Consider the following 21392-nt stretch of genomic DNA (forward strand, 5'->3'; position numbering starts at 1 on the left):
CTCAAACAACGACCTAAAGCGCGATGACGATTCAGCCAAATCTCATCGCGCTTTAGTGCAGCCGTCCGGGCCGGTCGTCGTCGAGCGGCGGCTCCGACAAATTGGCCAGCGTCGGCGCCGAAGGCGGCGACGGGACCTCGCCTCCGGACGGCGCGGTGGCCGCCATCGCGCGCGCCTGGTCGCGGTAGGATTTGTAGCCGAGCGGCAAACCGAGCAGATACAGCACCGTGCCGATCGACAGCACGTGCCAGGGATAGGCGATCAGGATAGCGATGAAGACGATCACCGCGACGAATGCCGGCAGCACCAGCTCGGGCGGCACGCGCATGCGCTTGGTCTTGCCGGAGAATACCGGCAGACGCGACACCATCAGGAAGGCGATCAAGAGCGTATAGGCGGCCGTCACCGCCGCGGGCAGCCGGCCGAGATCGAGAAACGCGACGTAGATCGGCAGCAGCACCGTGATCGCGCCGGCCGGCGCCGGCACGCCGGTGAAGAAATTGGCGGCGAAGGCCGGCTTGTTCGGATCGTCCATTGTGGCGTTGAAGCGCGCGAGCCTCAAGCCCCCGGAGATCGCGAACACCATGGCGGCGATCCAGCCGGCATTGCCGAGCTCGTGCAGCTGCCAGAAGTACAGCATCAAGCCGGGCGCGACGCCGAAATTGACGAAGTCGGCGAGGCTGTCGAGCTCGGCGCCGAACTTGGACTGGCCCTTGATCATGCGCGCGACGCGACCATCGATGCCGTCGAGCGCGGCCGCGAACACAATGGCGTAGACCGCGAGCGTCATCCGCCCCTCGATCGACAGCCGGATCGAGGTCAGGCCGGCGCAGATCGCCAGCAGCGTGATGACGTTGGGCACCAGCATCCGCACCGGGATCGGGCGGAACCGCCGGCGGCGGACGTCAGGATCCTTGAAGTCGTAGGGCGTCATGGCTCGTCCTTATCTCAATGCGAGATATAGCAAGCCCTGTTCCCCTCCGCCATTGCGGCGGAAGGCCCCTTTGGACCGACTATTGGTTAATTGGCGCGGTAGGCGCGGCTTGGGTCGTCCCCGGCAAGATCGGCCAAAATCGTCTCTCCGGCGATCGCCGTCTGCCCTTCCGACACCAGCGCCTTGGTGCCCAGCGGCAGATAGACGTCGAGGCGCGAGCCGAAGCGGATCAGGCCAAACCGCTCGCCCGCCCCGATCGCCTGCCCTTCCCTGACGAAGCAGACGATGCGCTTGGCGACGAGCCCTGCGATCTGGACCACGCCGATCCGCGCCGTCGGCGTCGTGATCACGAGCGAGTTGCGCTCATTGTCCTCGCTCGCCTTGTCGAGCTCGGCGTTGATGAACAGGCCGGGCCGGTAGGCGATGCGGTCCACCCTGCCCGCGATCGGGCTGCGGTTCACATGGCAGTTGAACACGCTCATGAACACCGAGATGCGCGGCAGCGGCCGGTCGCCGAGCCCGAGCTCGGCCGGCGGCAGCGCCATGGTGATCATCGAGACGCGGCCGTCGGCCGGCGACACCACGAGCCCCTCGCGCACCGGCGTCACGCGCACGGGGTCGCGGAAGAACAGTGCGCACCACACGGTCAGGATCGTGCCGATCCACCCGAGCGGCGACCACAGCCAGAACAGGATCAGGCTTGCCAGCGCAAAGCCGCCAATGAAGGGATAGCCCTCCTTGTGGATCGGCGGGATCTGACGCTGGATCGAATCGAGGATGGACATCGCTATCTGCCGCCTGGAAGTTGATGGCGCCGGGTCGCCCCCGCGCGGTGGAGTTGTTTAGGCCAGAGTTGGGACCCGAGACAAGGTCACTCCGCGGCCGCTGACGTCGCGAGGGCGTCGTCGACCGGCGGCGGCTCCCGGTTGGGCGCCTCGCTGGAATCCGCCATCTTGGCCAGTTTCTCGCGTGCCGCCTCGGCCTCGCGCTGCCTGTTCCACATGCTGGCATAGAGGCCGCCCTGCACGAGCAGCTTGGCGTGGGTGCCCCGCTCGGCGATGCGGCCCTGGTCCAGCACGATGATCTCGTCGGCGCCGACGATGGTGGACAGCCGGTGCGCGATCACCAGCGAGGTGCGGTTCTTCGACACGCGGTCGAGCGCGCCCTGGATCTCGTGCTCGGTGTGGGTGTCGAGCGCCGAGGTCGCCTCGTCCAGCACCAGGATCGGCGGCGCCTTGAGCACGGTGCGCGCGATGGCGACACGCTGCTTCTCGCCGCCCGAGAGCTTCAGGCCGCGCTCGCCGACCTGGGTCTCGTAGCCCATCGGCGCCATGCGGATGAAATGATCGATCTGCGCCAGCCGCGCCGCCTCTTCGACCTCGGCATCATCGGCATCCCAGCGGCCGTAGCGGATGTTGTAGCGGATGGTATCGTTGAACAGCACCGTATCCTGCGGCACCATGCCGATCGAGGCGCGCAAACTGGCCTGCGTGACCTCGCGGATGTCCTGGCCGTCGATCAGGATCTTGCCGCCGGAGATGTCGTAGAGGCGGAACAACAGACGCGAGATGGTCGACTTGCCCGCCCCCGACGGGCCGACGATCGCGACCGTCTTGCCGGCCGGCACCTCGAAGCTGATGCCCTTGAGGATCGGCCGCGTCGGCTCATAGGCAAAGCGCACGTCCTCGAAACGCAGATTGCCGGCCGAGACCACCAGCGGCTGCGCGTCGGGCACGTCCTTGATCTCGGCCTCGCGGCCCAGCACGTTGAACATCTTCTCGATGTCGATGATGGCCTGCTTGATCTCGCGATAGACCATGCCCATGAAATTCAGCGGCTGGTAGAGCTGGATCATCATGGCATTGACCAGCACGAAATCGCCGACCGTGTTGGTGCCGTTGCGCACGCCGATCGCGCACATCAGCATGGTCGCGGTCAGCCCGAGCGTGAAGATCACGGCCTGGCCGGTGTTGAGCACCGCGAGCGAGGTATAGGCCTGAACGCTCGACTCCTCGTAGCGCGCGACCGACTTGTCGTAACGCTGCGCCTCGCGCGTCTCCGCGCTGAAATATTTCACGGTCTCGTAGTTGAGCAGCGAGTCGATCGCCTTGGTGTTCGCCTCGGTGTCGGAATCGTTCATCTTGCGGCGGATGCCGATCCGCCACTCGGTCGCGATGTAGGTGTAGTACATGTAGACCGCGACCGTGATCAGCGTCGCGACGACGTAGCGCCAGTCGAACTGCCACAGCAGCACCGCCAATAGCAGCGTGACCTCGACGATGGTCGGGATCAGCTGCAGGATCACCATGCGCACGATGACCTCAATGCCCTCGCGGCCGCGCTCGAGTACACGCGTCAGGCCGCCGGTCTTGCGCTCGAGGTGAAAGCGCAGCGACAGCTCGTGCATGTGGATGAAGGTGATGGTGGCGAGCTTGCGCACCGCATGCATGGCGACGCGAGCGAAGATGCCGTCGCGCCATTGCGTCAGCACCGCCATCAGGATGCGCGTCACGCCATAGCTTGCGGTCAGCAGCAATGGCGAGGCGATCACCCAGAGGTGCCAGTTGTCGGGCTGCACCGGTGCGGTGTTGGCGCCGGTCAGCGCATCTGTCGCCCATTTGAAGCTGAACGGCACGGTCAACGTGATCAGCTTGGCGGCGAGCAGCAGCACCATCGACCAGACCACCCGCATCTTCAGGTCGAAACGGTCGCCCGGCCAGATATAGGGCCACAGATGCGCCAGCGTGCCCATCAGCGTGGCTCGCTCCAGCGATCCCCCTGCGGGAGGATCGGGAACGTCTGCGCCGTCGAACGATTGAGGTTGGTCCATCAAGAAGCCTGAAAGCCCGCCGGGTGCGGGCAGCGTTACGATTTGCGGTTTTCGCCCGTCATATAGAGCCTTCCCGATGCCAGCGCACCCCGCCAGATGGCGAATCTTTGATTGTTTGTCGCCATTTACCGGTAGATTTCCGGGTGATCCGAATCACCGATTGGGCTTGACGCCCCTGCGCTGCAATGCATCATGGCACCAATGAGCACGATCAAAACTGTCTGTGTCTATTGCGGCTCCGGCCCAGGAACCAATCCCAGCTTCACCGAAGGCGCCAAGGCGTTCGGCAAGGCTCTCGCCGAGAACAACGTCCGCCTGGTCTATGGCGGCGGCTCGCTCGGCCTGATGGGCTCGGTCGCGACCTCCGTGCTCGATCACGGCGGCACCGTCACCGGCATCATTCCTGAATTCCTCCGGAAGCGCGAGAACGCGCTGACCCGCGTGCAGGAGATGATCGTCACCCCCGACATGCACGAGCGCAAGCGGCTGATGTTCGAGCGCTCCGACGCCTTCGTGGCGCTGCCGGGCGGCGTTGGCACGCTCGAAGAGCTGGTGGAGCAGCTGACCTGGAAACAGCTCGGCCGTCACGCCAAGCCGGTGCTGCTCGCCAACATCGACAATTTCTGGGAGCCGCTGTTCTCGCTGCTGTCGCACATGCGCCAGACCGAGTTCATCCGCGCCGGCCTTTCGGTCGACATCCTCAAGGCCGATCGCGTCGAGGATATTCTGCCGAAGCTGAAAGCGGCAGCGGCACAGATCGCCGAATCTGAAACGCAGCTCGCGCCGGAAGTGGCGCGCAAGCTCTAGCGCCTTACTCCGCCGGAAACGTCACCGCCTCGATCCGGTTGCCATCGGGATCGGTGACGAAGGCCGCGTAGTAGCGCACGCGGTCATGCGGACGGATGCCTGGCGCGCCGTCGGACGCACCGCCGGCGGACAGTGCCGCGGCGTGAAACGCATCGACCTCGGCCGTCGTCTTCGCCCGCAGGCAGATGTGCACGCCGCTCTCCGCTGCCACGTGCGGCATCCCCTCGCGTAAGTTGATCCAGAATTCCGGATAGGCCTTGCCGAAGCCGATCGTCCGCGGCCGCACGACGAGACGTGCAAGCCCGAGGGCCGCGAGCGTGGTCTCGTAGAATTTGGCGGAGCGATCGAGATCGGTGACGCCGACGGAGATGTGGTCGATCATATGCCGTGCTCCCTCCCCTCGTCATTGCGAGCGAAGCGAAGCAATCCAGAGTCCCTCCGCGGAACGATTCTGGATTGCTTCGTCGCTTCGCTCCTCGCAATGACGGCGTATGTGGCCGCGCCGTCCCTTACGTTGCCGTCCCCTACGCCGGCGCGCCCGACTTCACGAGCTTGTAGATCACTGAATCCATCAGCGCCTGGAACGAGGCGTCGATGATGTTCGGGGACACGCCGACCGTGGTCCAGCGATCGCCGTTCTCGTCCTCGCTCTCGATCAGCACGCGCGTGACCGCGCCGGTGCCGCCGTTGAGGATACGGACGCGGTAGTCGATCAGCGTCAGGCCCTCGATGTACTTCTGGTACTTGCCGAGATCCTTGCGCAGCGCGACGTCGAGCGCGTTGACGGGGCCGTTGCCTTCGGCGGCCGAGATCAAACGCTCGCCGGCAACGTCGACCTTGACCACTGCAAGCGCGACGGTGACGCGCTCGCCGTGCGAATTGTAGCGCTGCTCGACATTGACGTCGAACTGCTCGACCTCGAAATAATGCGGTACCTTGCCGAGCGTGCGGCGCGCCAGCAGATCGAACGAGGCGTTGGCGGATTCGTAGGCGTAGCCGGCCGCCTCGCGTTCCTTCAATTCCTCAACCAGCCGCGTCAGCTTGGGATCGCTCTTTTCGTAGGCAATGCCGGCCCGGTCGAGCTCGGCGATGACGTTGGAGCGTCCGGCCTGGTCTGACACCAGCACCTTGCGATGATTGCCGACCAATTCCGGCAGCACATGCTCGTAGGTCTGCGGGTCCTTCAGCACGGCGGAAGCATGAATGCCGGTCTTGGTGACGAAGGCGCTCTCGCCGACATAGGCCGCATGCCGGTTCGGCACGCGGTTGAGCATGTCGTCGAGGGTACGCGAGACCTTGACGAGAGTTGCGAGCTTTTCGGGCGTGACGCCGATCTCGAAGGCGTCCGAAAACTCCTTCTTGAGCTTCAGCGTCGGGATCAGCGAGCACAGATTGGCGTTGCCGCAGCGCTCGCCAAGGCCGTTCAAGGTGCCCTGGATCTGCCGCGCGCCGGCGCGGACCGCAGCGAGCGAATTGGCCACGGCCTGCTCGGTGTCGTTGTGGGCGTGGATGCCGACATGGTCGCCCGGGATGTGCTTCGTCACCTCAGTGACGATGGCTTCGATCTCGTTCGGCATGGTGCCGCCGTTGGTGTCGCACAGCACGACCCAGCGCGCGCCGGCCTCATGGGCGGCCTTGGCGCAGGCGAGCGCGAAGGTTGAATCCTCCTTGTAGCCGTCGAAAAAGTGCTCGCAGTCGAGCATGACCTCGCGGCCCGCTGCCTTCGCCGCCGCGACGCTGTCGCGGATCGACGCCAGATTTTCTTCCTTCGTCGTCTCCAGCGCGACGCGCACCTGATAGGCCGAGGACTTCGCCACGAAGCAGATCGCGTCGGCCTTCGCTTCGAGCAGCCCGGCCACGCCGGGATCGTTGGAGACCGAGCGCCCTGCCCGGCGCGTCATGCCGAAGGCCGTGAAGCGCGCATGCTTGAGCTTGGGCTTGGTGCCGAAGAACTCGGTGTCAGTCGGATTGGCGCTGGGATAGCCGCCCTCGACATAGTCGATGCCGAGATCGTCGAGCATCGCCGCGATGACCTGCTTGTCGGTCAGGGTGAAATCGACGCCGTTGGTCTGCGCCCCGTCGCGCAGCGTGGTGTCGAACAGATAGAGACGCTCCTTGCTCATTGTGCGGCTCCGAGCGTCTTCTTCATCGTGGTGTTGGCGAGCCACTCGTCGTTGATGGTGATGCTGTTGCGCTGCATGGCGACATAGCCGCGCTTGGCGAAGAAGTTTTGCGCGGTGTCGCTGGCATCGACCGACAGGCTGGTCGCGCCACGGCCGCCGGCGAGCTTTTCCAGCGCGTCCACCAGCATGGTCGCGATGCCCTGACCGGTCACGGCGGGATGCACATAGAGCATATGGATGTGATCGGCCCCGCGCAGCGAGGCGAAGCCGACGGGCGAGCCCTCCAGCGTGGCGACCAGCGTGAGATCGGCCGCGAGCCGCTTGCCGAACTCTTCGGTTTCCGCCGCCTCCATCCAGGCCTGCTGCTGCGCCTCGTTGTAGTCTTCGCCGGTCAGCTCCTCGATGCTTGCCGTGAAGATCGCGGCGAGAACCGCCACGTCATCAGGCAGGAACGGCCGCAAGCCGGGTTTTGGCAAAGTCTGTCCCATCGTCTTCACCACATCCCATAGAGTTTCAGCGCCAGCGCCACGGCGGCCGCGAGCAGCAGGATCTTCAGCGCGATGTAATAGAGCCAGTGCCGCGGAAAAGGTGTGTCGGGCCGCTTCATCGCGCGACCTCCCAGGTTGTCCCGTCCTTGGAGTCCTTGATCGCAACGCCCATCGCGGCAAGCAGATCGCGAATGCGGTCGGACTCTTTGAAGTCCTTGCGGCTACGGGCGGCCGTCCGCTCCGAGATCAGGCGTTCGACTTCCTTGGCATCGACCCCGCTGGCCTGCTGCTTGCGCCCTTCCCACTGCGCAGCGCTTTCGGAGAGGAAGCCGAGCAGGCGCAACGAGCCCGCCAGCGCGCTCACGTCGCTGCCACGCAGGCCGTGCAGCGCCGCGATCGCCAGCGGCGTGTTGAGGTCATCGAGCAGCGGCTCGACCACGGACGCGGCCGGCTGGCCGGGCTCGGCGTCGGCCGCGACCCGATACCAGTCGTCGAGCGTCCTGGCGCTCTCCTCCAGCGACTTCAGGGTCCAGTCGATCGGCGAGCGGTAATGCGTCTTCAGCATGTTCAGGCGCAGCACCTCCCCCGGCCAGTCCGCGAGCAGCTCGTGGATGGTGACGAAGTTGCCGAGCGACTTCGACATCTTCTCACTCTCGACCTGGAGGAAGCCGTTGTGCATCCAGTAGTTCGCCATACGCTGCTGATGAAAGGCGCAGCAGGTTTGCGCGACCTCGTTCTCGTGATGCGGAAACACGAGGTCGATACCGCCGCCGTGGATGTCGAAATACTCGCCGAGATGCTTCCAGGCCATGGCCGAGCACTCGATGTGCCAGCCCGGGCGTCCCTGCGCGGTGATCCCGGCCGGCGACGGCCATGCCGGCTCACCCGGCTTGGACGGCTTCCACAGCACGAAGTCGGTGTTGTCCTTCTTGTAGGGCGCGACATCGACGCGAGCGCCGGCGATCATCTCGTCCAGCGAGCGATTGGACAGCGCGCCATAGCGCGGCAGGCCGGAATTGGCCGCGTTCATCGCCTGCGGCGAGAACAGCACGTGATCCTCGGCTGCATAGGCAAAGCCGCCCTTGATGAGCCTTTCGATGATCTCGCGCATCTCGCCGATGTGCTCGGTCGCGCGCGGCTCGACGCTCGGACGCAGTGCGCCGAGCGCATCGACATCGGCGTGAAACTGTTTGCCGGTCTGCTCGGTGACCTTGCGGATCGCCTCGTTCAGCGGCAGGCCCGGAAAATCGCGCGCGGCGCGGTCGTTGATCTTGTCGTCGACGTCGGTGATGTTGCGGACATACGTCACGTGCGCCGCGCCATAGAGATGGCGCAGCAGCCGAAACAGCACGTCGAACACGATCACCGGCCGCGCATTGCCGATATGGGCGAAGTCGTAGACGGTCGGTCCGCAGACATACATGCGGACGTTCTTCGCATCGAGCGGCACGAAGGTGCGCTTGTCCCGGCTCAGCGTATCGTAAAGGCGCAATTCCATATGGATACCCGTCGGCTGTTGGCCGGGCGTCCGAGGCTCTCAATGTTTTTGAGAAAAGACGGCTCCAGCCAGCGAATCGCTAGCTCGTAATCTCGCGGCAAATGCCACAAATGGCGAGGAGACCGTACATGCGGCTACATATGGGCTATCAGGCGCCTCCGCGTCAAGAGACCCGCGAAACCGCCGTTTTATCTCCGCAAAGCGCGGCCGCCCCGCCTTGATGGTTCATCATCCTTAACCTTTTGAGTTTACTTGGAACCCGGCGGTTCCCTAAAGCCCCGGTGCACCCATGCGATCCCTGCTCGCGCTCGTCTCTTGTGCCTCCATCATCGCGGCATCCAGCGCGCTCGCCGAGACCCGCGTCTTCATCATCGCCAACCAGGCGGGCGGCTACGGTGTCGACCAGTGCCTCGCCAAGGGTGAGAAATGCGGCGCACAGGTCGCGCGCACCTATTGCCAGTCACGCGATTTTGCCCAGGCGTCGGCCTACCGCCGGGTCGATCCCGACGAAATTACCGGCTCTGTCCCCAAAACTGGCGCAAACTGCTCCCATGGCCATTGCGACGAATATGTCGCAATCACCTGCCAGCGCTGAATTCCCTCGGAACTGGCGGACCTTAGGACCAGTTTTCGGCCCCTGAAACGACGTGACGATGCCGCAGGAAGCGGCTATTGGAGGGCGCGCGTCGGCCCCCAAAATCACGCCGGGCCGTGACCTCGCTAGAATGGCGGATATGCCTGAATTTTTGTCTCTCTCCCGTGCTCGCTCCATCCTTGCCTGCACCGTGCTTCTGAGCACGGTCGTGCTCGCCAACGGTGCTTTCGCGCAGGCGGGCCCGCCCGGCCCGCCGCCTCAGCCCGGCCAGAACGGGCTTGGACCAAATCCGATGTGCGTGCGGCTGGAAGGCCAGCTCGTCGCGCTCGATCGTGGCGGCGGCGGTGGCGACCCCGCGCGCGAAGACCAGATCCGCCGCTACCAGGATTCCCAGGCCAAGCAGCAGGCCGAGCTCGACCGCGTCACCATGCAGGCCAAGCGCATGGGCTGCGATTCCTCCGGCTTCTTCTCGCTGTTCAACGGCCAGTCGGCGCAATGCGGCCCGGTCAACACCCAGATCCAGCAGATGCGCGCCAATCTGGACCAGATCACCGGCAATCTCGAACGCCTGCGCGGCGGCGGCCCCGGCGGCTTCAGCCCAGAGCGCGACAACCAGCGCCGCTCGGTGCTGGCGGCGCTGGCGCAGAACAATTGCGGCCCGCAATATGCCAACGCCGCGCAATCGCAAGGCGGCGGCAACTTCCTGAACAATCTGTTCGGCGGCGGCGGCAACAACCCTAACAATCCGCAAGGCGTGCCGCCCTCCGATCTCGGACCGCAATCCGGCACCTACCGCACCGTGTGCGTGCGCACCTGCGATGGCGCCTATTTCCCGGTCTCGTTTGCCACCGTGCCGGCGCGCTTCCCCGACGACGAGAAGACCTGCAAGGCGCTGTGCCCGGCCGCGGAAGCCGTGCTCTACACCCATCGCAATCCCGGCGAGGACATGAACTCCGCGGTCTCCACCAGCGGCCAGCCCTACACGGCGCTGCCGACCGCGTTCAAATTCCGCAGCGAGTTCAACCCGTCCTGCTCCTGCAAGGCCGCAGGCCAGACCTGGGCCGACGCGCTGAAATCCGCCGACGACAAGGCGGCGGCCGAGCAGCAGGGTGACATCATCGTCACCGAGGAGAGCGCCAAGAAGATGCAGCAGCAGCGGCTCAACAAGGGCACGCCTGCGACTGCCAAGAAGGGCGCGGCTCCCGCGCCGACGACGGCCAGCGCACCGGCTGCGGCCGCGCCTGCGGATACCGGCACGGCCACCCCGTCGTCGGAGAACAAGCCGATCCGCTCGGTCGGTCCGACGTTCCTGCCGCAGCAGCAGAAGTAGGCTCTAACCCGTCATGCCCCGCGAAGGCGGCCGCCAGGTGCGGCCGTTTCGCTGTTACTGCTTACCCTCGCGGCTCCACGGGAAGAGATTGGCCGGAAAGTCCGCTGCGTAGCGCTTTCCCTTCGGGGGCGGCGGCGGCTCGTCCGGTGGATTCGGATTCGGCTCGACCACCCGCCGATAGAGGTGCCAGGTGGCATGACCGAGCACCGGCAGGACGACAGCGAGACCGACGAAGAACGGCAGCGAGCCGATCACGAGCAGTGCCGCGACGATGAGGCCCCATCCGGCCATCGCAACCGGATTCGCGGCCACCGCTCGGAGCGACGTGCGGATCGCGTCGATCGCAGTCGCATGCCGGTCGAGCATCAACGGAAACGACACGACGCTGACGCACAAGGCCACAACCGCAAACAGGAAGCCACAACCGCAACCGACGATGATGAGCGACCAGCCTTCCGGTGTCGTCAGCACCCGCGTTGCGAAGTCGGGAATGCTTGCGGCCGCCGCGTGACCGAAGATCGTGACATAGATTGCGTTCGCGACACCGATCCAGGCCCCGAACAGGACCAGCAGCAGCACGCCGAGCTCGACCATGGCGCCGAACGACGGTGCGCGCAGCACCTTGATCGCATCCCATGCATCGACCTCCTCGCCGCGCTCGCGACGCCGGCTGAGTTCATAGAGACCGATCGCGGCAAAAGGGCCGATCAAGGCAAAGCCGGCAGCCAGCGGAAACAGGAGCGGCAGCACCGAATAGCCGAGAACCATCCTGAACAGGACGAGACCGAGAACGGGATAAATCACGCACACGACGATCGCGTGGCTCGGCATCGCCTGGAAATCCTCCCAACCCAGGCGTAGGGCCTCGGTCAGGTCGGACAAGCTGATCTTGCGAATGGGGTAGGAGGCCGCTTCGCCGAACAGGTGCCGCTTTATGATGTTGTCGGGATAAAGAGTGGCCATGGACACACCCTCCTCTGCTGAAAGTCGCGGCGGCAAACGACGCGCTTTCCGGCCGCGCGTATCCGCCCTTATGTGCGGGAGACGCGATCGAGCCGAGTACGGCAGTTCCAGGCTCAACGAGGAAGGAGCTTAGCCGGACGAAACCCGTCGCGACCTGCGCCCCGAGCTTAGCGCGCGCGATCTGGAATGACCAGCGCTCCCGGCTGGGTGAATTGTGCGTCGCATATTTTGTGCGATGCATCACATGGAGAATGCGGGACGCTCGCCAGCTTGCACGGCAACATGGATCGCCCACGCCGCGTAAGCGTGTTGACATGCTATTGACGCCGGGTTCGCGGGGGATCATTTTAAATGCCTGGACGCCCCCAGCGGTCGCGGTCTTCCTCTTGAATATCGCGACTGGTTGAATGGGCGAGGCAAGAGGCGCGGCGATGGCGCATATGTCAGCATAGATGTCAGCGTAGAAGAGTCCGCCATCGCGACAGACGTGAGCTCCGCCCTGGATTCGTATCCGTAGCCTTCGATGGCAAGGATGGATCAGGATGGCTGTCGCACTGATACTGCTTCTGGTCGCGATCGGCTCGGTGCTGTTTCACCTCTACAGCCCGTGGTGGTGGACGCCGATCGCCACGAACTGGGCCTATATCGACCACACCATCAGCATCACGTTCTGGATCACGGGCTTCGTTTTCGTCGCGGTCATCGCCTTCATGGCCTATTGCGTCTTCCGCTTTCACCACAAAGAGGGAAGACGGGCCGACTACAATCCGGAAAACAAAAAGCTCGAATGGTGGCTGAGCGTCGGGACCGGCGTCGGAGTCGCGGCCATGCTGGCGCCCGGTCTCGTGGTCTGGCACCAGTTCGTGACGGTGCCTGCGGATGCCACCGAAGTCGAGGTCATGGGCCAGCAATGGCAATGGAGCTTCCGCCTTCCGGGCAAGGATGGGCGGTTGGGCACATCCGATGTCCGCAACATCGCTTCCGACAATCCGATGGGGCTCAATCGTGACGACCCGCATGCGCAGGACGACGTCGTGATCGAGAACGGCGACCTGCACCTTCAAATGGGAAAGCCGGTCAAGGTTCTCCTCCGCTCGGTTGATGTCCTGCACGATTTCTACGTGCCCGAATTCCGCGCCAAGATGGACATGGTCCCTGGCATGGTGACCTACTTCTGGATAACGCCGATCCGAACCGGAACATTCGATGTTCTATGTGCGGAGCTCTGTGGCGCGGCTCATTATCAGATGCGGGCCAAGGTCATCGTCGACGAAGAGCGCGAATATCACGCTTGGCTTGAGCAACAAAAGACGTTTGCCGAATTGTCGCCGGCAAGAGCTGTCGTGAAGGCGACGTACCAATCCGGTGGCAAGTAGCAGGCTGCCGCTGCGAAGATCGGGTGCACGAGGCCAATGCCTCACCCCCGATGGAAACGACCGAGGAGGTTTCTATGGTCGATATTCCATATGAAGGGATCGCAGGCATCCCGCCTGCCGAAGTACCTGAAGTCGAGCTCTATCATCCAAGGAGCTGGTGGACACGGTATGTCTTCTCGCAGGACGCCAAGGTGATCGCCATTCAGTATTCGCTGACGGCCTCGGCCATCGGGCTGGTGGCCCTGGTGCTGTCGTGGCTGATGCGACTGCAACTGGGATTCCCCGGCACCTTCTCTTTCATCGATGCCAACCAGTACCTCCAGTTCATCACCATGCACGGCATGATCATGGTGATCTATCTGCTCACCGCATTGTTCCTCGGCGGCTTCGGCAACTACCTGATCCCGCTGATGGTCGGCGCCCGGGACATGGTCTTCCCCTATGTGAACATGCTGAGCTACTGGGTCTACCTGCTCGCAGTCCTGGTGCTGGCCTCGACATTCTTCGTGCCCGGCGGCCCCACCGGCGCCGGCTGGACGCTATACCCGCCACAAGCCATCCTCTCCGGAACGCCCGGGCAGGATTGGGGCATCATTCTCATGATGTCGTCCCTGATCCTGTTCATCATCGGCTTCACCATGGGCGGGCTGAACTACGTGGTCACGGTGCTCCAGGCGCGCACCCGCGGCATGACATTGATGCGCCTGCCCCTGACGGTGTGGGGCATTTTCACGGCGACCGTCATGGCGTTGCTGGCATTCCCTGCACTGTTCGTTGCCTCGGTCATGCTGCTGCTCGACCGTCTCCTGGGAACCAGCTTCTTCATGCCCTCCCTCGTCGAGATGGGCCAGCTGTCGAAATATGGCGGCGGCAGCCCGCTGCTCTTCCAGCATCTGTTCTGGTTCTTCGGCCACCCCGAGGTCTACATCGTCGCCCTGCCCGCCTTCGGCATCGTCTCGGATCTGATCAGCACGCATGCGCGCAAGAACATCTTCGGTTATCGCATGATGGTCTGGGCCATCGTGGGGATTGGTGCGCTCAGCTTCGTCGTGTGGGCGCACCACATGTATGTGAGCGGCATGTTCCCGCAATTCGGGTACTTCTTCGCCACCACGACGCTCATCATCGCCATCCCCACCGCGATCAAGGTCTATAACTGGGTGCTGACCCTGTGGCGCGGCGACATTCATCTCAGGGTGCCGATGCTGTTCGCCCTCGGCTTCATCATCACCTTCGTGAATGGCGGCCTCACCGGCCTCTTCCTCGGCAACGTCGTCGTGGACGTGCCCCTCTCGGATACCATGTTCGTGGTCGCGCATTTCCACATGGTGATGGGCGTGGCGCCGATCATGGTCGTGCTCGGCGCGATCTATCATTGGTACCCCAAGGTCACGGGACGGATGCTGAACGACCTCCTCGGCAAGTTTCACTTCTGGGTCACCTTCCTCGGGGCCTACCTGATCTTCTTCCCCATGCACTATCTTGGACTGCTCGGGGTTCCGCGCCGGTATTTCGAACTCGGCGACACGGCGTTCATCCCGTCCTCGGCCCATACACTGAACGCCTTCATCTCCGTGGTGGCCCTGACCGTCGGCTTCAGCCAGATGGTGTTCCTGTTCAATCTTGCCTGGAGCCTGTTCAAGGGTGAGGCCTCGGGCGGCAATCCGTGGCGGGCGACGACGCTGGAGTGGCAGACGCCGGAGACGCCGCCGGGGCACGGCAACTGGGGCAAGGAGCTCCCGGTCGTGTACCGCTGGGCCTATGACTACAGTGTGCCCGGTGCTGCGGAGGACTTCATTCCGCAGAACCAGCCGYCGCGCGCGACGCAGCTCGTTCAGGGAGCTGCTTCGTGAGTGCCATCATCCTGTTCCTGGCTGTGCTTGCGGTGATCGCCGGATGGTGGCTGTCGCAGCAGCGGCTGATGGCCAAGCCCTGGCTGGAGGAAGGCTCGGTCGGTGATTTCCCCGGCGRCGATAGCATGACCTGGCCGGCAGCGAAGGTCGGACTTGGCGTGTTTCTCGCCGTCGCGAGCGCATTATTCGTCCTCTTCATCAGCGCCTACTCGATGCGCATGAGCGTGGTGGACTGGCGGCCGCTGCCGGTCCCGCGGCTGCTGTGGGTCAACACGGGCGTCCTGGTCCTGAGCAGTGTCGCGCTGCAATGGTCGTACGTGGCTGCTGGGCGACACGATACCGAGAGCGTCAAGATCGGTCTGCTCGCCGGCGGAGCATCTGCCGTGATCTTCCTCGCCGGACAGCTCCTGGCCTGGCAACGGCTCGGGGCTGCCGGATATTTCGTGGCGTCCAATCCGGCGAATTCCTTCTTCTACCTGTTGACCGCGGTACACGGGCTGCATTTGACGGGCGGTCTGGTGGCCCTCGGGCGAACCTCGGCCAGAGTGTGGCGCGGCACCGAGATCGCCGAGATGCGCTTGAGCGTGGAGCTGTGCGCCATCTACTGGCACTTCCTGCTGCTGGTCTGGCTTGTCCTGCTCGGTCTTCTCACGGGTTGGACCGATGATTTCGTCAACATCTGCCGTCAATTGCTGAGCTAGGGAGGCGAGACCAGATGGCTGAAACCGTGCTGACACATTCGGGCCAATCGCCTGCGCGGCTTGAAGGCTGGCGCGGCATCGCCGCCGACTGGGCGTCCGATCAGCGCGCCTTCAAGAACGTGTCCTGGGGCAAGGCCATGATGTGGATCTTCCTCCTCAGCGACACCTTCATCTTCAGTTGCTTCCTGCTCTCCTACATGACGGCGCGCATGTCCACGACCGTGCCGTGGCCGAATCCGAGCGAAGTCTTCGCCCTCAATATCGGGGGCAACCACATCCCGCTGATCCTGATCGCCATCATGACCTTCGTCCTGATCAGCAGCAGCGGAACAATGGCGATGGCCGTCAATTTCGGCTACCGCCGCGATCGCGTGAGAACCGCAATCTTGATGCTGGTCACGGCGGCATTCGGCGCAACCTTCGTCGGAATGCAGGCGTTCGAATGGACCAAGCTGATCATGGAGGGCGTTCGACCCTGGGGCAATCCATGGGGCGCGGCGCAGTTTGGCTCAAGCTTTTTCATGATCACGGGATTCCACGGCACCCACGTGACGATCGGCGTGATCTTCCTGATCGCGATCGCGCGAAAGGTCTGGCGGGGCGACTTCGACGTCGAGAGGCGTGGCTTTTTCACAAGCCGCAAGGGCTATTACGAGATCGTCGAAATCATGGGCCTGTACTGGCACTTCGTCGACCTCGTTTGGGTGTTCATCTTTGCATTGTTCTATCTTTGGTGAGGTCGGCGCATGACAAACGCGGCGGTACACATGGAAGGCGAGCTCCACGCTCCGGCACACGGCGCAGTCGCAACAGCAGCCGTGCACGCCAAGGGGCAACAGCACCCGATCAAGCTCTACCTCGTGGTCTGGGGCTGGCTGTTCGTCCTCAGCACGTGCTCCTACCTCGTCGACTACTTTGGCCTACACGGCTACCTCAGGTGGTCGCTGATCCTGCTGTTCATGGTGTTGAAGGCCGGCCTGATCGTCGCCGTCTTCATGCACATGGCCTGGGAGCGGCTGGCCCTCACCTATGCCATCCTGCTGCCGCCGATCGCGGTAATGGTGTTTGTGACCATCATGGTGCTCGAATCCGAATACACCCACTTGCTTCGGGTGATGTTTTTCGCAACCCCGTCGTAGCGGCAAGCTGATTTGCACTGTCATGCCCCGCGAAGGCGGGGCATCCAGTAACCCGTGTCAGCAGTCGGTTCCTACAATGCCCGCCACGGAGTACTGGATCATCCGCCTTCGCGGATGATGACAGCGGTGGGGCGCCATCGCCGCGCGGCTCGCATCAGCCCTCGAACGCGTCGATCGACGCCTTGCTGCCGCGCGAGACCAGCGTCTCGTCCGCCGCAGGCGACGGCTCGCCCTTGTCGCGAAAGCGGTTGGTGATGGGATAGCGGCGGTCGCGGCCGAAATTCCTGGCCGTCACCTTCACGCCCGGTGCGGCCTGGCGGCGCTTGTATTCGGCGACGTTGAGCAGATGATCGATGCGGGTGACCGTCTCGCGGTCGAAGCCGGCGGCGATGATCTTGTCGAGCGGCTCCTCGCGCTCGATCAGACGCTCCAGGATGGCGTCGAGCACGTCATAAGGCGGCAGCGAGTCCTGGTCGGTCTGGTTCTCGCGCAGCTCCGCCGTCGGCGGGCGCGTGATGATATCGGGAGGAATCACCTCGCCCGCGGGCCCGAGCGCGCCGTCGGACTTCCAGTGGTTGCGCAGCGCGGCCAGCCGAAACACCTGCGTCTTGTAGATGTCCTTGATCGGATTGAAGCCGCCGTTCATGTCGCCATAGAGCGTGGCGTAGCCGACCGACATTTCCGACTTGTTGCCGGTCGTCACCACCATCAGCCCGGTCTTGTTGGAGATCGCCATCAGCAACGTGCCGCGGGTGCGGGCCTGCAGGTTTTCCTCGGTGATATCGGGCGGCAGATTCTTGAAGATGCCGGACAGGATGGTCTCGAAGCCGGTCACGGCTTCAGCGATCGGCAGCACCTCGTAGCGGATTCCGAGATGCCCGGCGAGCTCGCCCGCGTCCGCGATCGAGCTCGCCGCGGTGTAGCGATAAGGCAGCATCACGCCATGCACCTGGTCGGCACCGAGCGCATCGACCGCAATCGCCGCGCAGAGAGCGGAGTCGATGCCGCCGGAAATGCCGAGCAGCACGCCGGGAAAGCCGTTCTTGGCGACATAGTCGCGCAAGCCCAGCACGCAGGCGGCGTAGTCGGCGTGGTCGCCCTCGGGCTGCGCGGCAATCGGCCCCGCGCAGCGCCAATCCTCGCCGTTCCTGGTGAAGCGCAATGTGGTGACGCTCTCTTCGAACGCCGGCAATTGCGCCGCGAGCGAGAGATCGCCGTTGAGCGCGAAGGAACCGCCGTCGAACACCAGCTCGTCCTGGCCGCAAACCTGGTTGAGATAGACCAGCGGCAGCCCGCTCTCGGTGACGCGCGCCACGGCGACAGAGAGGCGCACGTCGCTCTTGTCGCGGGCGTAGGGCGAGCCGTTCGGCACCAGGATGATCTCGGCGCCGGTCTCGGCCAGCGTCTCGACCACGTTCTCGTAATCCTCGGACTCCTCCAGCCAGATGTCCTCGCAGATCGGCACGCCGACGCGCACGCCGCGCACGGTCACGGGACCTGCGGCAGGGCCGCGCGAAAACAGCCGCTTCTCGTCGAACACGCCGTAATTCGGCAGATTGCACTTGAAGCGAAGTGCGGCGATTTTTCCGCCATCGAGCAGCGCGCAAGCATTATGGAGCCTGCCGTCCTCGACCCAGGGCGTGCCGACCAGCAGCGCCGGGCCGCCATCGGCGGTCTCGCGCGCGAGCGCCTCGATCGCGACGCGGCAGGCGTCCTGGAACGCCGGCTTCTGCACCAGATCTTCCGGCGGGTAGCCGGCGATGAACAATTCCGGAAACAGCACGAGATCGGCGCCGTCGGACGTGGCTTGCGCGCGCGCGGCACGCACCTTCGCGGCATTGCCCTCGATGTCGCCCATGGTCGGATTGAGCTGGGCGAGCGTGACCGCGAATACGTTGAGACGTTCGGTCATGGCCGCCGCACTCCGCTTCAGAGGAACCCCAATCGCTCGACGATGGCGATGATCCAGAACGCGCCGGCCATCAGCAGCGCAACGCCGACCGCGGCGGAGCCCATGTCCTTGACCCGGCCGATCTGCTTGTCGTGATCCATGGTCAGGCGGTCGGCAAGCTTCTCGATCGCGGTGTTGAGCAGCTCGACCGTCAGCACGAACGCAACCGAACAGACCAGCTCGACCGCCCGCAGCGCCGTCGCGGCGACGAACCACGCCAGCGGCACCGACAGGATGAGCGCAAAAATCTCCTCGCGAACGGCCTGCTCCGACCGGAACGCGAAGGCCAGACCGTTGCGTGAATTGATCGTCGCCTTCCAGATCCGCAGCAAGGTGTTAGAGCCCCGCGGCGACCGGCATCGGCCTGGCCTTGCCGGCGCGTTCCTGCTTGAGGAGCTCCGCGATCAGGAAAGCCATGTCGATCGATTGCTCGGCATTGAGGCGGGGATCGCAGACCGTGTGGTAGCGGTCGTTGAGATCCTCGTCGGTGATCGCGCGGGCGCCGCCGATACACTCGGTGACGTCCTGGCCGGTCATCTCCAGATGCACGCCGCCGGCGTGCGTGCCTTCCGCCGCGTGGATGGTGAAGAACGACTTCACCTCCGACAGGACGCGGTCGAACGGGCGCGTCTTGTAGCCTGACGTCGAGGTGATGGTGTTGCCGTGCATGGGATCGCACGACCAGACCACAACCCTGCCCTCGCGCTTCACGGCGCGGATCAATCCCGGCAGATGGTCGGCGACCTTGTCGGAGCCGAAGCGGTTGATCAGCGTCAGCCGGCCCGGCTCGTTGTCGGGGTTGAGCACGTCGATCAACTTCAGCAGCTCGTCGGGCTTGAGCGACGGGCCGCACTTCAGGCCGATCGGGTTCTTGATGCCGCGGAAATATTCGACATGGCCGTGATCGAGCTGACGGGTGCGGTCGCCGATCCAGATCATGTGGCCCGAGGTCGCGTACCAGTCGCCGGTGGTGGAATCGACGCGGGTCATGGCCTGCTCGTAGCCGAGCAGCAGTGCCTCATGGCTGGTGTAGAAATCGGTCGCGCGCAGCTCCGGATGGCTCTCGAGGTCGAGGCCGCAGGCCTGCATGAAGTTGAGCGCGTCGGAGATGCGGTCAGCCAGCTCCTTGTAGCGCCGGGACTGCGGCGAATCCTTCAGGAAGCCGAGCATCCATTGATGCACGCTGCCGAGATTGGCAAAGCCGCCGGTCGCGAACGCCCGCAGCAGGTTCAGCGTCGCGGCCGACTGGCGATAGGCCATCAGCTGGCGCTGCGGATCCGGCACGCGCGCTTCCTTGGTGAAGGCGATGTCGTTGACGATGTCACCGCGATAGCTCGGCAGCTCGACACCGTTCATCTTCTCGGTCGGCGACGACCGCGGTTTTGCGAACTGGCCGGCAATGCGGCCAACCTTCACCACCGGCACCGCACCGGCATAGGTCAGCACCACCGCCATCTGCAGCAGCACGCGGAAGAAATCGCGGATGTTGTTGGCGCCGTGCTCGGCAAAGCTCTCGGCGCAATCGCCGCCCTGGAGCAGGAAGGCCTCGCCGGCCGCAACGCGCCCCAGCGACTTCTTCAGATTGCGCGCCTCGCCCGCGAACACCAGCGGCGGAAAGGTCGCAAGCTGCGCCTCGACGTCGGCCAGGGCCTTGGCGTCGGGATAATCGGGCACCTGTAGCACCGGCTTGCTGCGCCAGGACTCGGGCGTCCACCGCTCGGACATCGCAATCTCTCCGTGAAGTAAAAAAGCACAACCTGATCTGTGGGTTGCGAGGGCCGCCTTATACACAGCCCCGTCCCCCGCCGCCAGTTGTAAATCCATTTCGCACTGCAAACCCTTGCGGGGAAAGCCGAATTCGCATTTGCTGAGGGCTGGCAAGGAAACCGGCAGGACATCGGCTGCCCATGGACGCGGCGCGCGACGACGTTTTCATCGACGAGATCACCTTCCCAGCGACGGACGGGTATCCGCTGGCAGGCACCCTGTTCCTGCCGCGTGGCACCAAACGCCATGCCGTGCTGATCAACTCCGCCACAGCCGTCCCGCGAAAGATCTATCGCGGCTTTGCCTCCTACCTCGCCCATCGCGGCTGCGCGGTCCTGACCTACGATTATCGCGGCATCGGCGATTCCCGGCAGCCGGCGATGGTCGGCTACAACCAGCCGAAATCGCTGGTCGGCTTCAAGGCCTCGATGTCGGACTGGGCCGCGCAGGACGTCACCGCCGCGGTGCGCTGGATGCGCGAGCGCTACACCACCCTGCCGCTCGCCTATGTCGGCCACTCCTTCGGCGGCCAGGCGCTGGGGCTGATCGAAAACAACAGCGACATTTCACGCGCCGCCTTCGTGGCCTCGCAGGCCGCGACCTGGCGGCTGATGGCGTCGCCGGAAAAATATCGCGTCTACGCCTTCATGAATTTCGTCGGGGTGCCGCTCGTCCACGCGCTCGGCTACGCGCCGGCCTGGGCCGGCATCGGCGAGGATCTGCCCAAGGGCGTCTTCCTGCAATGGGCCGACTGGGTCTCCAGCCCGCGCTATCTGTTCGACTCCAAATTGCCGGCGCTGGAGAACTTCGCAAAATTCAAGGGCGAGCTGCGCGCGCTCTGCTTCTCCGACGATCCCTGGGCGACGCGGCCCGCGGTCGAGCTGCTCGCGAGCGGCTTCTCCGCGATCAAGCCGGAGGTGCTGACGGTGAAGCCGTCCGACGTCGGCGCCAAGGCGATCGGCCATTTCGGCTTCTTCCGCCCCGAGCACCGCGACACGCTGTGGCGCGGCGTGGCGGAATGGATCCAGGGGGAGTGA

At 64.4% G+C, this 21392-nt stretch carries 19 protein-coding genes and 1 pseudogene; 9 read left to right on the plus strand and 11 right to left on the minus strand.

The features are described 5' to 3' along the window. Positions 1-52: 52 nt before the first annotated feature. From AC1DW2_RS35320 to AC1DW2_RS35330, 3 genes and pseudogenes are all read right to left on the minus strand, one after another. Positions 53-934: a CDP-alcohol phosphatidyltransferase family protein gene (locus AC1DW2_RS35320; protein ID WP_028146689.1), complete on the minus strand. Its 882-nt coding sequence runs from the start codon at positions 932-934 to the stop codon at positions 53-55. Between the two features lie 86 nt (positions 935-1020). Next, positions 1021-1728, minus strand: a pseudogene (locus tag AC1DW2_RS35325) (phosphatidylserine decarboxylase); the annotation flags it as partial. A gap of 77 nt (positions 1729-1805) precedes the next feature. Beyond that, positions 1806-3764 carry an ABCB family ABC transporter ATP-binding protein/permease gene (locus AC1DW2_RS35330; RefSeq protein WP_166352303.1) on the minus strand — a complete coding sequence of 653 codons (1959 nt, stop codon included), beginning with the start codon at positions 3762-3764 and terminating at the stop codon, positions 1806-1808. Between the two features lie 201 nt (positions 3765-3965). Between AC1DW2_RS35330 and AC1DW2_RS35335 the strand changes: the two genes are divergently transcribed. Beyond that, positions 3966-4571 (plus strand): LOG family protein, encoded by a 606-nt coding sequence (locus tag AC1DW2_RS35335; RefSeq protein WP_071915130.1) that lies wholly within the window; start codon positions 3966-3968, stop codon positions 4569-4571. A gap of 4 nt (positions 4572-4575) precedes the next feature. Here the strand turns inward: AC1DW2_RS35335 and AC1DW2_RS35340 are convergent, their stop codons facing one another. The 4 genes from AC1DW2_RS35340 to cysS all read right to left on the minus strand — a co-directional run bounded on the left by AC1DW2_RS35340 (position 4576) and on the right by cysS (position 8680). Beyond that, entirely contained in the window at positions 4576-4953 is a 378-nt protein-coding gene (locus tag AC1DW2_RS35340) for a VOC family protein (RefSeq protein ID WP_071915131.1), read from the minus strand. A gap of 142 nt (positions 4954-5095) precedes the next feature. Continuing rightward, a complete protein-coding gene (gene cimA / locus AC1DW2_RS35345; protein ID WP_477008268.1) occupies positions 5096-6694 on the minus strand; it encodes a citramalate synthase in 1599 nt (532 codons plus the stop codon). Continuing rightward, positions 6691-7182, minus strand: coding sequence for a GNAT family N-acetyltransferase (locus AC1DW2_RS35350; protein ID WP_477008269.1), 492 nt, complete (start codon positions 7180-7182; stop codon positions 6691-6693). Before AC1DW2_RS35350 ends, cimA begins: the two co-directional genes overlap by 4 nt. 115 nt (positions 7183-7297) lie before the next feature. Continuing rightward, positions 7298-8680 (minus strand): cysteine--tRNA ligase, encoded by a 1383-nt coding sequence (cysS, locus tag AC1DW2_RS35355; RefSeq protein ID WP_477008270.1) that lies wholly within the window; start codon positions 8678-8680, stop codon positions 7298-7300. 289 nt (positions 8681-8969) lie between these two features. Here cysS and AC1DW2_RS35360 point away from each other — a divergent pair, with 289 nt between their 5' ends. Together AC1DW2_RS35360 and AC1DW2_RS35365 are read left to right on the plus strand one after the other, a co-directional pair. Beyond that, a complete protein-coding gene (locus AC1DW2_RS35360; RefSeq protein ID WP_477008271.1) occupies positions 8970-9275 on the plus strand; it encodes a hypothetical protein in 306 nt (101 codons plus the stop codon). A 130-nt stretch (positions 9276-9405) separates the two neighbouring features. After that, positions 9406-10605: a DUF2865 domain-containing protein gene (locus tag AC1DW2_RS35365; protein WP_477008272.1), complete on the plus strand. Its 1200-nt coding sequence runs from the start codon at positions 9406-9408 to the stop codon at positions 10603-10605. A gap of 54 nt (positions 10606-10659) precedes the next feature. Here AC1DW2_RS35365 and AC1DW2_RS35370 read toward each other — a convergent pair whose 3' ends face one another. After that, complete coding sequence (locus tag AC1DW2_RS35370) at positions 10660-11568, minus strand: DUF2189 domain-containing protein (RefSeq protein WP_166105719.1); 909 nt, start codon at positions 11566-11568, stop codon at positions 10660-10662. Between the two features lie 542 nt (positions 11569-12110). Between AC1DW2_RS35370 and AC1DW2_RS35375 the strand changes: the two genes are divergently transcribed. From AC1DW2_RS35375 to AC1DW2_RS35395, 5 genes are all read left to right on the plus strand, one after another. Next, positions 12111-12944 carry a cytochrome c oxidase subunit II gene (locus AC1DW2_RS35375; RefSeq protein ID WP_071915136.1) on the plus strand — a complete coding sequence of 278 codons (834 nt, stop codon included), beginning with the start codon at positions 12111-12113 and terminating at the stop codon, positions 12942-12944. Between the two features lie 74 nt (positions 12945-13018). Beyond that, positions 13019-14797, plus strand: coding sequence for a cbb3-type cytochrome c oxidase subunit I (locus AC1DW2_RS35380; protein WP_477008273.1), 1779 nt, complete (start codon positions 13019-13021; stop codon positions 14795-14797). After that, positions 14794-15498, plus strand: a complete 705-nt coding sequence (locus tag AC1DW2_RS35385) for a cytochrome c oxidase subunit 3 (RefSeq protein WP_477008274.1) — start codon at positions 14794-14796, stop codon at positions 15496-15498. The genes AC1DW2_RS35380 and AC1DW2_RS35385 overlap by 4 nt, the downstream gene beginning before the upstream one ends. Positions 15499-15512: 14 nt before the next feature. Then, a complete protein-coding gene (locus AC1DW2_RS35390) occupies positions 15513-16235 on the plus strand; it encodes a heme-copper oxidase subunit III family protein (RefSeq protein ID WP_085404836.1) in 723 nt (240 codons plus the stop codon). Positions 16236-16244: 9 nt separating this feature from the next. Further along, positions 16245-16637, plus strand: coding sequence for a cytochrome C oxidase subunit IV family protein (locus AC1DW2_RS35395; RefSeq protein ID WP_477008275.1), 393 nt, complete (start codon positions 16245-16247; stop codon positions 16635-16637). 154 nt (positions 16638-16791) lie between these two features. On the opposite strand, the gene AC1DW2_RS35400 is transcribed toward AC1DW2_RS35395, so the two are convergent. From AC1DW2_RS35400 to AC1DW2_RS35410, 3 genes are read right to left on the minus strand one after another with little or no spacing between them, the layout of a single operon-like run. After that, positions 16792-18549, minus strand: coding sequence for an NAD+ synthase (locus AC1DW2_RS35400; protein WP_477008276.1), 1758 nt, complete (start codon positions 18547-18549; stop codon positions 16792-16794). 17 nt (positions 18550-18566) lie between these two features. Continuing rightward, a complete protein-coding gene (locus tag AC1DW2_RS35405) occupies positions 18567-18920 on the minus strand; it encodes a diacylglycerol kinase (protein WP_014496149.1) in 354 nt (117 codons plus the stop codon). Positions 18921-18924: 4 nt separating this feature from the next. Then, positions 18925-20313, minus strand: a complete 1389-nt coding sequence (locus AC1DW2_RS35410; protein ID WP_477008277.1) for a class II 3-deoxy-7-phosphoheptulonate synthase — start codon at positions 20311-20313, stop codon at positions 18925-18927. A 182-nt stretch (positions 20314-20495) separates the two neighbouring features. Between AC1DW2_RS35410 and AC1DW2_RS35415 the strand changes: the two genes are divergently transcribed. Beyond that, on the plus strand, positions 20496-21392 hold the full coding sequence (locus AC1DW2_RS35415) for an alpha/beta hydrolase family protein (RefSeq protein WP_477008278.1): 897 nt from the start codon (positions 20496-20498) through the stop codon (positions 21390-21392).

Source organism: Bradyrhizobium sp. P3_C3 (assembly GCF_056402655.1).

Bases quoted from the DNA above. Each gene is read 5' to 3' on its own strand.
- AC1DW2_RS35320 (WP_028146689.1), bottom strand. From the start codon at position 934: ATGACGCCCTACGACTTCAAGGATCCTGACGTCCGCCGCCGGCGGTTC.
- AC1DW2_RS35330 (WP_166352303.1), bottom strand. From the start codon at position 3,764: ATGGACCAACCTCAATCGTTCGACGGCGCAGACGTTCCCGATCCTCCC.
- AC1DW2_RS35335 (WP_071915130.1), top strand. From the start codon at position 3,966: ATGAGCACGATCAAAACTGTCTGTGTCTATTGCGGCTCCGGCCCAGGA.
- AC1DW2_RS35340 (WP_071915131.1), bottom strand. From the start codon at position 4,953: ATGATCGACCACATCTCCGTCGGCGTCACCGATCTCGATCGCTCCGCC.
- cimA (WP_477008268.1), bottom strand. From the start codon at position 6,694: ATGAGCAAGGAGCGTCTCTATCTGTTCGACACCACGCTGCGCGACGGG.
- AC1DW2_RS35350 (WP_477008269.1), bottom strand. From the start codon at position 7,182: ATGGGACAGACTTTGCCAAAACCCGGCTTGCGGCCGTTCCTGCCTGAT.
- cysS (WP_477008270.1), bottom strand. From the start codon at position 8,680: ATGGAATTGCGCCTTTACGATACGCTGAGCCGGGACAAGCGCACCTTC.
- AC1DW2_RS35360 (WP_477008271.1), top strand. From the start codon at position 8,970: ATGCGATCCCTGCTCGCGCTCGTCTCTTGTGCCTCCATCATCGCGGCA.
- AC1DW2_RS35365 (WP_477008272.1), top strand. From the start codon at position 9,406: ATGGCGGATATGCCTGAATTTTTGTCTCTCTCCCGTGCTCGCTCCATC.
- AC1DW2_RS35370 (WP_166105719.1), bottom strand. From the start codon at position 11,568: ATGGCCACTCTTTATCCCGACAACATCATAAAGCGGCACCTGTTCGGC.
- AC1DW2_RS35375 (WP_071915136.1), top strand. From the start codon at position 12,111: ATGGCTGTCGCACTGATACTGCTTCTGGTCGCGATCGGCTCGGTGCTG.
- AC1DW2_RS35390 (WP_085404836.1), top strand. From the start codon at position 15,513: ATGGCTGAAACCGTGCTGACACATTCGGGCCAATCGCCTGCGCGGCTT.
- AC1DW2_RS35395 (WP_477008275.1), top strand. From the start codon at position 16,245: ATGACAAACGCGGCGGTACACATGGAAGGCGAGCTCCACGCTCCGGCA.
- AC1DW2_RS35400 (WP_477008276.1), bottom strand. From the start codon at position 18,549: ATGACCGAACGTCTCAACGTATTCGCGGTCACGCTCGCCCAGCTCAAT.
- AC1DW2_RS35410 (WP_477008277.1), bottom strand. From the start codon at position 20,313: ATGTCCGAGCGGTGGACGCCCGAGTCCTGGCGCAGCAAGCCGGTGCTA.
- AC1DW2_RS35415 (WP_477008278.1), top strand. From the start codon at position 20,496: ATGGACGCGGCGCGCGACGACGTTTTCATCGACGAGATCACCTTCCCA.